The 13,119-nt window shown below is 70.5% G+C and carries 14 protein-coding genes; 8 read left to right on the top strand and 6 right to left on the bottom strand.

Features of this window, described 5'->3' with window-relative positions; genetic code table 11:
* Window positions 1-19: 19 nt before the first annotated feature.
* The 8 genes from K8W59_RS19450 (at window position 20) to K8W59_RS19415 (ending at window position 7,438) form a co-directional block, all read left to right on the top strand.
* Window positions 20-520 (top strand): hypothetical protein, encoded by a 501-nt coding sequence (locus tag K8W59_RS19450; RefSeq protein WP_223396631.1) that lies wholly within the window; start codon window positions 20-22, stop codon window positions 518-520.
* Window positions 513-1,592 carry a protein kinase domain-containing protein gene (locus K8W59_RS19445; protein ID WP_223396630.1) on the top strand — a complete coding sequence of 360 codons (1,080 nt, stop codon included), beginning with the start codon at window positions 513-515 and terminating at the stop codon, window positions 1,590-1,592. The genes K8W59_RS19450 and K8W59_RS19445 overlap by 8 nt, the downstream gene beginning before the upstream one ends.
* A 423-nt stretch (window positions 1,593-2,015) precedes the next feature.
* The gene (locus K8W59_RS19440; protein ID WP_223396629.1) at window positions 2,016-2,399 is read left to right on the top strand and encodes a hypothetical protein; all 384 of its coding nucleotides are present in this window, start codon (window positions 2,016-2,018) and stop codon (window positions 2,397-2,399) included.
* 296 nt (window positions 2,400-2,695) lie between these two features.
* Window positions 2,696-3,088: a hypothetical protein gene (locus tag K8W59_RS19435; protein ID WP_223396628.1), complete on the top strand. Its 393-nt coding sequence runs from the start codon at window positions 2,696-2,698 to the stop codon at window positions 3,086-3,088.
* Window positions 3,089-3,266: 178 nt separating this feature from the next.
* Window positions 3,267-3,560 carry a hypothetical protein gene (locus K8W59_RS19430; RefSeq protein WP_223396627.1) on the top strand — a complete coding sequence of 98 codons (294 nt, stop codon included), beginning with the start codon at window positions 3,267-3,269 and terminating at the stop codon, window positions 3,558-3,560.
* Window positions 3,557-6,034, top strand: coding sequence for a hypothetical protein (locus K8W59_RS19425; RefSeq protein ID WP_223396626.1), 2,478 nt, complete (start codon window positions 3,557-3,559; stop codon window positions 6,032-6,034). The genes K8W59_RS19430 and K8W59_RS19425 overlap by 4 nt, the downstream gene beginning before the upstream one ends.
* Before the next feature lie 334 nt (window positions 6,035-6,368).
* On the top strand, window positions 6,369-6,812 hold the full coding sequence (locus K8W59_RS19420) for a hypothetical protein (RefSeq protein WP_223396625.1): 444 nt from the start codon (window positions 6,369-6,371) through the stop codon (window positions 6,810-6,812).
* Window positions 6,809-7,438 (top strand): thermonuclease family protein, encoded by a 630-nt coding sequence (locus K8W59_RS19415; protein ID WP_223396624.1) that lies wholly within the window; start codon window positions 6,809-6,811, stop codon window positions 7,436-7,438. Before K8W59_RS19420 ends, K8W59_RS19415 begins: the two co-directional genes overlap by 4 nt.
* Before the next feature lie 285 nt (window positions 7,439-7,723).
* Here the strand turns inward: K8W59_RS19415 and K8W59_RS19410 are convergent, their stop codons facing one another.
* From K8W59_RS19410 to K8W59_RS19385, 6 genes are read right to left on the bottom strand one after another with little or no spacing between them, the layout of a single operon-like run.
* On the bottom strand, window positions 7,724-8,206 hold the full coding sequence (locus K8W59_RS19410; RefSeq protein ID WP_223396623.1) for an arsenate-mycothiol transferase ArsC: 483 nt from the start codon (window positions 8,204-8,206) through the stop codon (window positions 7,724-7,726).
* A complete protein-coding gene (locus K8W59_RS19405; protein WP_223396622.1) occupies window positions 8,203-8,958 on the bottom strand; it encodes an MIP/aquaporin family protein in 756 nt (251 codons plus the stop codon). Before K8W59_RS19405 ends, K8W59_RS19410 begins: the two co-directional genes overlap by 4 nt.
* On the bottom strand, window positions 8,955-9,644 hold the full coding sequence (locus K8W59_RS20330; RefSeq protein ID WP_223396621.1) for an arsenate reductase ArsC: 690 nt from the start codon (window positions 9,642-9,644) through the stop codon (window positions 8,955-8,957). The genes K8W59_RS19405 and K8W59_RS20330 overlap by 4 nt, the downstream gene beginning before the upstream one ends.
* A gap of 14 nt (window positions 9,645-9,658) precedes the next feature.
* Window positions 9,659-10,363: an arsenate reductase/protein-tyrosine-phosphatase family protein gene (locus tag K8W59_RS19395; RefSeq protein WP_223396620.1), complete on the bottom strand. Its 705-nt coding sequence runs from the start codon at window positions 10,361-10,363 to the stop codon at window positions 9,659-9,661.
* A gap of 32 nt (window positions 10,364-10,395) precedes the next feature.
* Window positions 10,396-11,670, bottom strand: a complete 1,275-nt coding sequence (locus K8W59_RS19390; protein WP_223396619.1) for an MFS transporter — start codon at window positions 11,668-11,670, stop codon at window positions 10,396-10,398.
* Between the two features lie 2 nt (window positions 11,671-11,672).
* Window positions 11,673-13,040 (bottom strand): NAD(P)-binding protein, encoded by a 1,368-nt coding sequence (locus tag K8W59_RS19385; RefSeq protein ID WP_223396618.1) that lies wholly within the window; start codon window positions 13,038-13,040, stop codon window positions 11,673-11,675.
* Window positions 13,041-13,119 lie beyond the last annotated feature (79 nt).

Below are 13,119 nucleotides of genomic sequence, written 5' to 3'. Positions count from 1 at the left end.
TCGCGGCATACTCGACGTCATGCCCGACACCGATGCCGCCGAGGTGATTCTCGGGGTGAACATCGTCGCAGGCGGACTTTGGTTCTATTGCGTTGGCGGTGACGGCATGCACGTAGAAGACCGCGATGACCGCCTTCGGGTTGACTACGACATGCTGGGCGAGGCCAGGGCCCTTTCCGAGCTCGAGCACAGCTTGGAGGCGCATCTGACGCGCCTTGACCCAACTGCGATCGCGTTGCTGGACGCGGGCACCTCCAGCCAGGCGCGTGCCGTGCACGTTGCCCACCGACGGGGCCAGGTGGAAGCGATCGTGCTGATTGCTGCGGAGCGCATCGGCGTCCCCGTCACACGCGTGACCCACGCCGCGGTCAGGAAGCGGTTCGACGTTGCTCCCACCAAGCCAGCGCTTCGCTCCAGGGTGGCGGAAGCCCTAGACATCGACGCCCCGACAAACTGGGCATCCCGAGCTCCGGCCGCTGCCGCAGCGCTCGTCTTCGCAACGGAATGCTCCGATGAGTGACTACCTGGTCGCGGAGGGCACCCTCACGCTCCCCTATGGGGTTGTCCGAACCCTCCACTACGGCGGATGCGAGGTCAGGCTCTACCGCAACGTGATCACTCAGGCACGCCAAGTCGGCAAGAGGATCAGCCGCCTCGGCCGCGAAGGCACTCTGGCTGCCACCGAAGCAACCCTGCTGCGGGAGATTGACCACCCCAATGTCGCTGACATCTACGACGTTGCCGAGGTCGCGGGATCAGACCCGACGCTCGCGATCATCGAGATGACGATGCCGTACTACGAGCAGGGCAGCACCTTCGATGCGATGGAACGCGGGGTGCGGTTCCGCACCTCAGCTGGCCGTGACCTCGCCATCCGGGCTCTCCGTGGCGTCGCGCACCTTCACGATGTCCACAAAGTTCTCCACCGCGACCTCAAGACACCGAACCTGCTCCTCTCCGGCGACGATTCGCTCGTGAAGGTGGGGGACCTTGGAGAGGCCGTACGCATGGACGACCGTCGTGAAGCGCCGCCGCTCCTGAGCCCGGGCTTTTGGGCCCCGCCGGAGACGTTCACCGGGTACCCGCACAGTGTAAGCTCCGACCTGTACTCCATTGGGATGTCGATCGGCGAGGTCCTGTCCGGGCCTATCCCGTACGACTCCTACGACGTCGAAACCCTGGCCAGGAGGCTGGCAGCTGGCCGACCGGCGATCATGCCCCGCCACGCCGGCTTCGCGCCCCACGTGCCGGACTCGCTCCGCCGGATCGTCCGCAAGGCCACGCGCCCTACCCCGGATGGCAGATACCAGAGCGCCGCGGAGATGATCGCGGCCCTCAACCGCGCGAGATTCGTCGATTGGGAATGGCCCGCGTACGCCGATGACAGCGTCGAATACCTGGGGACGTGGAATGGCCAGGACATGCGGGTGCGAGGCAGGAGAATGCGTGACGGGACGTGGCGATACGAGACCGAACGCCACTACGCGTCAGGCTGGCGTGGGGCTGCGGCCTTGAGGGCAGACGGTCCGACGCGGGATCAGGCGGCAGAGCTTGCCTTCCGCCAGATCGATAGCGTCCTCGTCAGAGTCTGAGCCGCCGCATCCCACGCCTCCGCCTCATCTCGGGGCAGGTTGTCGGCCGCGAGCGTCCACCCCTCGATCCAGCCGCTCGCCGGGATCCAAGCTGCAGCCGCCATCCGACCTCGGCCGGCAACCGACCCCGCCTCCGCCAAGACCAGCATCCAGGCAGCCACTATCGACTCACCGCGGACCGAATCAGTCGCCAGGCCCAGGTGAGCCGAGTACGGGGAAGTCGCGGGCAATCGTTTGGCCAACACTTGGCATGCAGCGACAAGTGGCCAAGGCCGTGCCGGCAGCGCCCTTGCCTTGGAGAGTGCGAACAGCAGCCCGACTGTGGCTTCTTCGGCCAGAGTCAGGCTACTCTTGAAGTCTCCATCGTTGCCCATCGTTGCCCAAGGTAGACCAACCCACCGACAGTTCTAGCGAGGACAGGCCGTGGACACCTGGCTCACACTCGCGCAGGCCGCCGACAGGACGGGCCTGACCACGGAAACCATCCGCAAGTGGGCGATCTCGGAACCACCTCGCGTGCGCGCTCGGATGGCGTCAGCCGGCAAGCGGAAGCTGTGGGAGGTCGAGGCGAGTGACGTCGCTCGGGAGGCGGAAGCAAACGGGAGGATGACTCGGCGGGCGGCCAGGCGCGACGACACGGAGGCACGGGTCAGGGATCGCACCGCAACCCTCAACGACGTCACCCGAATCTACCGACTCATCGACGAACTGCGGGAAGAGATCGAGAGCCGACATCTACAGATCGAGCGACTACAGCGCGAAGTCGTTGCGCTCCTCGAAGCTCCATCGATATTGGCCAACGACTAACAACGCCCTGGTGGCCTGGCTGACCTGAAGCTGAAGCATGGCGGACCGAACTGGGGACGCGATCTGGCCGGCGCCCTACTTTGACGACCGGCGCCAAGAATGCCGGATCTGTCAAGGTCGCCCGCGGGGCGTTTGTCAATCTTCCCTGCATCTCGACACGAGTGAGGCGGGTGGGTTTCGGTGGTTCGAAATTGGTTGGGTCGAGGTGTCCGATCTGGGGCGATCGAGGTTGCTTCTCGCTTGTGAAGGGTCGCGGTGGATTTCCGTGACGTGACAAGCGAGGAAGGTGGTCCCCAGTGGGCAGCAAGGCGACTCAGGCACAGGCAGTTCGGGATCGGGCTCGGGACGCCCGGCTGAAGGCGGCGCGCGAGCGCCGGCTCAAGCTCGACCCGGACCAACTGGCCCGGGAGCGGCGCATCGACGAGGCGTCGGTCGACGTCGAGGTGGCCTGGGAGGACCGGGCCCAGGCCGAGCAGGCGGTCAAGGACGCGGAGGTCGCGGCCTCGGCCGCGATCGAGCGGCTCCTGGCGGAGAAGCTGGCGGTCAAGGACGTCGTGAAGCTGACCGGTCTCGACCAGGCGACGGTACGACGGCTGCGCCAGGTCGAGACCGACACCAGCGACGACTCCGACACCAGCGACGGGGACGCCGGCGGCACTGCTGAGGCCGCCGGCGTCCAGGTAGCGTGATGGCCACCGGAACGCTCGGGGCTCCTCCGCGACCCGAGCGGGCTCGGGCTGAGCGGCGCACGGGGCCGCTCAGCCTGGGGCACGACCTGCCCTGTCCGTGGTGCAGCCACTCGCACCATTTCCTGCCGTGCGAGGACTGCTCGTGCCCGCCGCACGAGCACTACCCCGGAGAGGTCTGATGGCCGGCCAGGACGACGGCAGCCGGGAAACCGCGGTGCGCGAGCTCGGCGAGGATGCTGTGCGCGCGGCCGAGGTAGAAGTCGTGAAGGCGCACGCCGACCGGCTCAGCGTCGCGACGTTCCGGGCCATGGGCATTCCAACGTCCTCGATCCTCGAGGGGCTCGACCTCGACGCCGACCACACCCCGGATCGGCCAGCACTGCTGCCTCCGAACGCCGCGGCGCCTGGGGCCGAGGAGCGAACGAAGCTGACGCCGGGGTGGCCGGCCCCCGGCCCGGGGGTAGCACGGTGACCGGGCACCCGAACCTCGTGACGAGCCGGCGTCGTCAGCACGAGCTGCTGCGGTCGTGGTCGACCTGGGCGATGACCTCGATCCTCCTCGACCCGTCCGAGGTCGCCCAAGTGAGGGAGTCCGGATGGTCCGGCACACACCACACCGACCCGACGACGGGGGAGCGGATCGCCGGCACGACCGACGGGCTCGGGTTCGGCCTCGACGAGTCCTGGCACAACCCACGCGAGCTGATCGCGTGGCCCGACATCGAGGCGATCGCCGAGTCGGTGCCCACCGAGATCCGCGAGCAGCTCGTCGAGCTCCGCGAGCAGCTGCGCGAGCACAGCAGGACGTACCCGCGGTTCGCAGCCAGCGCGGCGGCCATCGGCTGTGGGCCGATCGTCGAGGGCGAGCCGCTCACGCCTCGGCAGGAGGCCTACATCCGCGAACTGGATGCGTTCGAGGCCAGCGGCGTGCTCCCGGCGTGGGAGCAGAAGAAGGCGGCCCTCGATGCAGAGCGGATCCAGCTCCACGAGCGGGCGCTCTCGGCCGTGCTCGACCAGGAGCCGGCCGACCTGCTCGAGCTTCTCGAGGACCAACACCTCGGCCAGGCAGCCGCCGAGGCGCCGACCGATCCGAAGCGCGAAACAGCAGCGCCTGACGCCACTGATCCGACCGGCCACAACCAGGAGGTACCGATGCGGATCCGCAACTACACCGACCAGCAGCGCACGGCGTTGGAGAACCTGCGTCTGCCTGACCAGTTCACCTTCACGTGCGAGCGGAGGACGGCCCATTCCTCCGAGAAGGTCATCTTCGAGTACTCCGAGGGCGACCGCCACGACGCGGTGATCCTCGACGTGGACGACCGCTCCCGCGGCTACCTCGACGCTGGCGCCGCGGTTCTCGTCGCGCGCGCACACCAGCGCTACCAGCGCCAGGCCCGCGACTCGGTGTACCTCGAGTCGTCGCGGGCGAGGAGCGTCCGGGCAGCGGATGCGCTGGCCGGGTGGCTCGCCACTCACCCGAGCCTGGAGGTGAAGGCATGGGAGTCCGCGCAGCACGGCCGGACCCGGCCAGCCGCCACGGAGCGGACCGCAGGTTCCCGGCCGATCGGGGAGGGCCGCGAGCGGATCTCGATCGCCGAGCTGCGCCGGAGCCTCCCTGTGGGTGCGCGGGTGCAGGTCTTCTACCTGGCTGGGCAGCGCGACCAGACCGAGCCGGATGTGCGCACCGTCACCAAACAGACGAGTCACAAGATGATCACCACCCCGGTCGACGGAGACCGGGGCGCCCACCTGTCCTGGTCGGGCACCCGTGCCGAGCGGGACGCAGCCGGGATCCTCATCGTCCGTCATGGCGACGGCACCCCGATCGTTGCCTACAAGCCGCTCGCCGGGACCGACCCGACCCCGACCGCCGCGACGCTGCCGATCGATCCGGCGCTGGCGGTGCGCTACAGCGAGGCACGCAGGAGCACCGACCCAGCCGTCCTCGACGACATCGCGCACAGCGAGATCGGTCTCAATCGGCGCACGGTCGCGGAGAACGCCTCGACCTCCGCTTCGACGCTGGGGCGGCTGGCCGCTGACGAGGACGTCACGGTGCGTCGGCAGGTCGCCCGGAACCCGCACACGCCGGCCGAGGCGCTGGACCGTCTCGCATCAGACCCGGACGAGGCCAAGGAGCTCACCGAGACCAAGGTCCGCTGGTACGTCGCCAGCAACCCTTCGACCAACTCGGCCACGTTGTCGCGGATGCTCGGCGACAACGACCTGATGGTGCTCGCCGCGATCGGCCGACACCCGAACGCCTCGACGGCGGTCCTCGAGCACCTCGCCACCGCACCGGCACCCGGCCGCACCTGGGTCGACCCCGACGTACGCCAGGCCGTCGCCAGCAACCCGAGCACTCCGCCGGAGATCCTCGCCGGCTGGGAGAGCGCCGACCGCAACACCCTGATCGCGATCGCCAAGAACCCGGCCACCCCGACCGACGTCCTCGAGCGGCTCTCGCGAGACGGCTTGACAGACACCAGGGCCCGTGCGGCCGAGAACCCGTCACTGCCGCCCGAGGCCCTGTACCGAGTGGCGCACGAGGACACGGATGCGTGGGTGCGCCAGCATGCCGCGTCGAACCCGAACATCGAGGCCGCTGACTCGCACCGCGTCGCCCTCGACCGGGAGCCCGACGTGCGCCGCGCCCTGGCACGCAACCCGCACGTCGACCCCGCGGTCCTGACCCGGCTCCAGGCCGATCCGGACACGCAGGTCCGAGCGGCGCTGGCGACGAACCCCAACATCGCCCCGGCGACACTGCAGGCGCTGCTGGGGGATGCGAACCCGCGAGTTCAGAGCGCCGTCGCTCAGAACACGTCGGCGGCCGAGCGCGCGGCTTCTGGGCAGCGGCCGGCGCTCCTGCCTCCGGCGTCGCGGCCACGCGAGGCGGACGAGCTGCGGCGGCCATCGCCTGCGACAGGGGTGGCCCGATGAAGCTGCGATCCGCCGCGGGGAGGTCCTCGTGTTGTACCTAGCGAATCCTTGCGGGAACGAGTCGATCGGCGCCGCCATGGATGAGGGCGTGATCGGTTTCATCGACACACCGAAGCAGGGCAACCGGCGCCCAGCTGGTGTGCGGTGGTGTGCCGACAACGGGTGCTTCTCCGAGCAGTGGGAGCCGAGCCGGTGGTGGGAGTTCCTCGAGGCCAACGCTGCGGATGCCGCGACGTGTCTGTTCGCGACTGCGCCCGATGTTGTCGGAGACGCGAGAGCCACTGAGGAACGATCTCGGCCCTGGCTGTCGAAGATCCGCGCACTGGGGTACCCGGTGGCCTACGTGGCACAGAACGGGATGGAGTTCTCCACCTGGGACCTGTGGGACGAGATCGACTGCCTGTTCATCGGCGGCACCACCGACTGGAAGCTCGGACCTGAGGCCTGCAACCTCGCTGCGGTCGCGTCCTCGATGGGGAAGTGGATCCACGTCGGCCGGGTCAACAGCGAGAAGCGGTTCCGCTACGCCGAGGCGATCCGTGCGGATTCGTGCGACGGCACCTATCTCACCTACGGGCCGGAGAAGAACCTGACCAATGTGTTGGCCTGGTCGCGGACCAGTAGCCAGCCTTCCCTGCTCGATGCGGCCGACGTCTGGGGTGCAGAGCCCGAGGTCGTGAAGAGGCGGCCGGCACTCCTTCCGCCGTCACCGAGTCCTCGCCCGGCGGCCGCGCCGCACCATCCGGCGGCCGCTCCCGCTACGGGGGTGGCCCGGTGATCGCGAGCAAGCCCGTCCGGATCATCTCGCTGGCGATCGTGGCCCTGGTGGTCGTCGTCGGCATCCGCGTGGTCGTCGGCGGATTCGCGTTCGGAGGCGACCTCCTCGACACCCGGCCCGCCGGCCCTGACTCCGGCGAGCGTGGCCAGCGCACGGCCGGCGTCGTTGCCTACGTCCTCGACGGCGACACGGTCCAGGTCGACCTGCGTGACGGCCGCGACGTCCGGGTGCGGCTCCTCGGGATCAGTGCTCCCGAGATCCCGCATCCCGGCAAGCCGGGGGAGTGCTACGGCCAGGCTGCGACGCGGCACCTCGAGCAGCTGCTGCCCGCCGGCACCCAGGTGACTCTCGTGAGCGACCCGACCCAGGACGACGTCGACACCTACGGCCGCTGGCTGCGGTACGTGCAGGCCTCCGGCCGCGACATCGGCGCCGCCCAGATCCGTTCCGGGTCCGCCGAGGCCCGCGACAGTTCGACTCCGGTCTCGCGGCACCCGAAGTACGCCCAGATGGAGGGCCTCGCCCGCGATGCCGACCGCGGGCTGTGGTTGTCGAGATGCAGGGAGGATTGCCGACGCGCGCGCGGGACAGTTTGGCGAGATCGGTCGATCAGTGGCTCGTCGTGAAGGTAGGCGATTGGCCTCGCCTCGGGTTCCACGGTGGCCCGACTGTCGACGACGCTTGAAAACGAGGCCATAGCGTCGGATCGGCCTCATTTTCGAGCGTTGCCGACACCGACCGAATAGGGCCTCTTCACCGGAACACATCACCGGACGGGCCAAACGGACACCGGCCCAGAAGCGCAGGCACCTGGCCCGCGTCGTTCCCGTGGGAGGTTCGTTCTGCGGGATGCGCCACCCACGCCTAGAGGTGCACGCTCACTAGAGTGAATTCAGCCCGTCCGTCATGGTTCAGGCGCCGGAGGCCGGGGCGTCTGGCAGCACAGAGGGCGGCAGTTGGAGATCCGGCACGAGTTGCACGAGCAAGTCGCGGACCCGGGTGTCCACGTCGGCGATGATGTCGCGGACGGTGTCGGGGTCCTGGCCGCCGGGGTCGGCGACGGGCCAGTCAATGTACGTGACTCCGGGGACGTAGGGGCATTCCTCGCCGCAGCCGAGGGTGATGGCCAAGGTGGAGGCGGCGATGGTGTCCCGGGTGAGGAGTTCGGGGGTCTCGCCGGAGGTGTCGAGGCCGAGCCGCTCAAGGGCGTCGGCGACCTCGGGGTGGATGTGTTCGCCGGGCTGGGTGCCGGCCGAGAGTGCGATGACGCGGCCGCCGGCGTAGTGCTCGGTGAGGACGCGGCTGATCACCGACCGGCCGCCGTTGCGGACGCACGCGAACACGACTTGGGGGACGTCGGTGTCGATGGGGACCTCGGGGTGGGTGGTGGTCACGGGGTGCTCCTGGGGTCTGCGTGTGGGATGACGACGTTGGCTGGAGTGGTGTCTTCGGGGGTGCCGACGTCCGGGTGGAGGTAGCGGACCAGGGCCACGCCGAGTGCGGCGCCGATGACCTGGGCGAGGACGAACCCGGGCACTGAGCCAGGGGCGATGCCGGCGAAGGTGTCGGAGAAGACGCGGCCGACGGTGACGGCGGGGTTGGCGAAGGAGGTGCTGGAGGTGAACCAGTAGGCGGCGCCGATGTAGGCGCCGACGGCGGGGGCGGCGAGTGCGCCGCGGCCGGTGCGAGCCAGGGTGAAGATGAGGGCGACGAGGCCGGCGGTGGCGACGACCTCCCCGAGCCACAACGGCGCACCGGTCCGTTCGGTGGCGGCCAGCCGGCTGAATTCGACGCCGAACATCAGGTTCGCCAGCAGGGCGCCGACGGCGCCGCCGACGATCTGCGCGCCGGTGTACGCGACAACGTCGCGGCCGGTCAGGCCGGTTCCTGCGCGGCGCCCGAGGAGCCAGTCGGCCGCGGAGACGACGGGGTTGAAGTGGGCTCCGGAGACCGGCCCGAACATCAGGATGAGGACGGTCAGTCCGAGCACGGTCGCGGTGGAGTTCTGCAGCAGCTGCAGGCCGACGTCGTCGGGTGAGAGGCGTTGCGCGGCGATGCCGGACCCGACGACGACGGTGACCAGGAGCGCGGTGCCGAGGAGCTCGGCGACCAGCCGCCGTGGCAGATCGGGTATGGGAGCGGTCATGCGCCGCTCCGGGCGAGGCCGAGGTCGGCGATGAGGCCCAGCACGCGGCGTTCGACGTCGTCGCGGATGGGTCGGACGTCGTCGACGGTGAGGCCGTCGGGGTCCTCGAGGTCCCAGTCGAGGTAGGTCTTGCCGGGGAACACCGGGCACGCGTCGCCGCAGCCCATCGAGACGACGACGTCGGCGGCGCGGACGGTCTCGTCGGTCCACGGCTTGGGGAACTCGGTGGAGATGTCGATGCCGCGTTCGGCCATCGCTGCGACCGCGGCTGGGTTCACTTCGTTTCCGGGTTCGGTGCCGCCGGACCAGGCGATGGCGGCGTCGCCGGCGTGGTGGGTGAAGAACCCGAGTGCCATCTGGGAGCGGCCGGCGTTGTGGGTGCACAGGAACATCACGACGGGCGTGCCGGTGTGGGCCTTGCCCTCGACCTTGGCCAGGGCGGTGAGGCGCTGCCGGGCGAACCGTTCGGCGAGCAGCGGCAGGAAGTTCACGACGGTGGCGTGGTCGGCGAACTGGTCGTAGCTGGAGGTCAGGAACTTATCGATGGTCTCGGCGTTGAAGATGCCCGTGAACTCCTCGGCCAGTCGCGCGGCTGCCGTGGTGAGCGCGAGCTGCTGGTCGAGGGTGATGCCGGAGGGCATCGCCGGTCCGGGGTGGGAGTCCTGGGCGGGAGGGACGGTGGTCATGGGGTGCTCCGTGGTTAGTTCGGGCTGAGGTGGGGGGCGAGGTGGGCGACCCGCGCTGCGAGGTCGTCGTGGGCGGCGTCGAACGCGCCGGCGGTGCCGACCCGGACCGGGTCGGGGACCGACCAGTGCAGGTCCGTGGTGCCGGCGGGCAGCTCCTCGTAGGCGTTGTCGCAGACCGCGATGACGTAGTCGTCGGGCCCGGTGACCTCATCGAGCTGTTGGGGTCGGTCGCCGAGGAGGGTGAGACCGTGCTTGCGAGCGGTCCGCGCGGCTCCCGGGGCGACTCGGGCGGCGGGGTGGGTTCCGGCGGAGGTGACCGGGACGTCGCTGGCCCGTGCCCACAGCGCGGCGGCGAGCTGGGAGCGGGCGGAGTTGGCGGTGCACACGAACACGACCCGCCGCGCCCCGCGGAGTTGCGTCTGGGCGGGCTGGGTCAGGGCTGCGGCGAGCAGAGGCACCGCCGCGGGGAGGAGTTGGAGGTAGGACCGGCGACGGTCTGCCTCGGAGCGCCGCCGTGCCACCAGTCCCGCGTCGGTGAGGACTCCGAGGTGGTGGGCCATCAGGTTCGAGCTGATGGCGAGGTGCCGCTGCAGCTCGCTGGGGGCGGCGTCACCGAACGCCACGAGGTCCACGATCCGCAGCCGCACAGGCTCGGCGAGGGCAGCGAAGACCCGCACCCGCTCCTCAACTCCCCCATCGGACAATATCTCAACGCTCATTGCCTCAATGATGACTGAGGTATTGCTCGGGGTCAAGAACGGTTCGCGGGGCGTCCAGTGGTGGCGGTCATTAGGGCGGCGCCGAGGGCGGCGATGGCGGCGAGGATGAGGAACGCGTTGCCGTAGGAGCCGGCCGCGTCGGCGAGCACCGCGCCCAGGAAGGGGGCGGCTGCGGAGGCCGCCAGTGCCGGTGCGGTGAGGAGGGCGTTGAGGTGGCCGTAGGACGCCGGTCCCCACCGGTCGGTGACCGAGGTGGCCTGGACGAGCGTGTACAACCCACGGACGAGTCCAAGCGACATGCCCACGGCGATGAGGACGCCGGTGACCGGCGGCGCGAGCGCGAACCCCGCGGTCAGGACGGCGACGGCCGCGACGACGAGGACGCCGCGACCGCTCACCGATGTCGCGGCGGCGAACCGGGCATACCCGAGCCTCCCCAGCACCTGCCCCAACCCACCGAGTCCCAGGACGAGCGCAGCGGTCTGGGTGTCAAGTCCCTGTTCACGCAGCATCGGGACCGTGTTGACGACCACGGCGTACACAGCGAGCGCCACCAGGGTGTTGGCGAGGCCGAGCGCCACGAACGGTCGCGACCGTGCCGGGCTCACGGCCTCGATGCGAGGCAGCCGCGACTCTCCTTCGGTCGTCTCCGCGACAGGGGCACCGGCGCCAGCTCCAGCGTGTCGCGCCGGCCACTGGTGGCGCAGCCCCCACCAGTGCAGCGGGACGGTCACCAGCGCGGCCACGCCGGCGAGCACCCCGAAGGCCGCCCGCCAGCCCCACGTCGTGTCCAGTGCCGCCGCCAGCGGCGCGAACACGGTCGAGGCCAGGCCGCCGGCCAGGGTGACCGTGGTCAGCGCGCGCACCCGGCTGGCGCCGCCCCAGATGGTGAGTGCAGCGAACGCCGGCGGGTACAGGGTGCCGGCCACCGCGACCCCGATGACCGCCCAGCCCAGGTAGAACCACCACAGCGTCGGGGCGAGCGCGACCAGCGCCATGCCGGGCAGAGCCAAGGCTGCCGACGCGGTCATGACGACCCTGGGCCCGCGGGCGTCGATGCGCCGACCTACCCACAGGCCGACGACCCCAGCGAGGACCTGGGAGACCGAGAACGCGCCCGTGATGGCGGCCAGCGACCAGCCGGTGTCGGCACCGATGGAGGCCTGCAATGCGGCGAACCCGTAGTACAGGCAGCCCCACGAGGTGATCTGGCTCAGGCTCAGGACGCCGACCACCTGCCGCAGCGGGACGGGGTCCAGGCCGTGGTGGGCCTGGACCCCGCCGCTTGGGAGCGCGTCGCGCCCCACGGTCACCGGGGTGCGCGGCCCAGCGTGATGAGCTCGGGCTCCGCGGCCGTCGTCGTACCGCAGCATCCGCCTTCGCTGTCTGCGGTCGCGGCCGGGTCGTCGAACACTCCGGCGCCGTTGCACACGCCGGTCTCGGGGAGGACCAGGTCGACCCGGTCGGCCGCCTCGAGGTCACCGGCCAGCGCCGCCACCACCGAGCGCACCTGCTCGAACCCGGTCATCGCCAGGAACGACGGCGCCCGGCCGTAGGACTTCATGCCCACGAGGTAGAGGCCGGGCTCGGGCTGGGCCAGCTCCCGGTGGCCGTGCGGGGCGACGTCGCCGCAGGAGTGGTGGTCGGGGTGGATCTGGTCCGCCAGCACGCGCGGCGACCCCAGCGCCGGGTCCAGGTCGAGACGCACCTCGGACAGGAACGCCAGGTCGGGACGGAACCCGGTCACCACGATGACCTCGTCGACCCCGGACACCTGCTGCCCGTCGGTCGAGGTCAGCACCAGCCGACCCCCCTCGGAACCGTCGGACTCGTCGACGGTGACGGACTCGGTGCGGAACCGGGTCACAGTGCTCACCACGCCCTGCTCGGCCGCGGCCCGGGCGGCCTGCCCGAGCCGGCCCCGCTCCTCGAGCTGGTCGTTGTCGCCGCCGCCGAACGCGTCGCCGACGGCGGGCCGGCGCAGCAGCCACGACACTCGAGTCCCCGGGTGCGACTGCGCCAGCCTCGACAGGCCGACGAGTGCCCCCTGGGCCGAGGCGCCCTTGCCGGCCAGCACCACGTGCTTGCCGGCGTACCGGGCCGCCAGCTGCGGGTCCTCGAAGTCCGGGACGCCGTAGGCGATGCGGTTGGCGTGCTCGCCCTCGCCCAGCGCCGGGTAGCCGTCCGCACCGAGCGGGTTCGGGCGCCGCCACGTCCCCGAGGCGTCCACCACCGCGGAACCGAGCAGCCGCTCGCGGCCCTGCGGTGTCTGCACGTGCACCGCGAAAGCATCCCGGTCACGACCGGAATCCACCAGCAGGTCCCGGCTCGCGCGCCCCACACCCACGACCTCGGCGTCGTAGCGCACCGACCCGGTCGCGAGGGCCGCCAGCGCATCGGCCAACGGCTGCAGGTACTGCTCGCGCCACTGCCCACCCGTCGGGTAGGTGTCGGGGTCCGGGGACGTCCAGCCCGTCGGCTCCAGCAGTCGCGCGGCGGCCGGGTCGACGAGCTCCCGCCAGGCGGAGAACAGCCGCACGTGGGCCCACGCCTCCACAGCGGCGCCGGCGTGCGGGCCGGACTCGAGCACGACGAACGGCAGGTCGCGTTCGGCGGCGTTCGCCGCGGCGGCGAGCCCGATCGGGCCCGCTCCGATGACGATGACTGGCTGGTTCACGACTGTCTCCTCACGGTAGGATCGATGCAGGTCGATGAAGTCTGTGACAGAATGTATCGACCACCGTCGATGAAAGCAA

The organism is Nocardioides rotundus (genome assembly GCF_019931675.1).
Classification (GTDB): Bacteria; Actinomycetota; Actinomycetes; order Propionibacteriales; family Nocardioidaceae; genus Nocardioides; species Nocardioides rotundus.
Note: the sequence above shows the minus strand (reverse complement) of the source record. Positions and strands in the feature narration are given on the sequence as shown.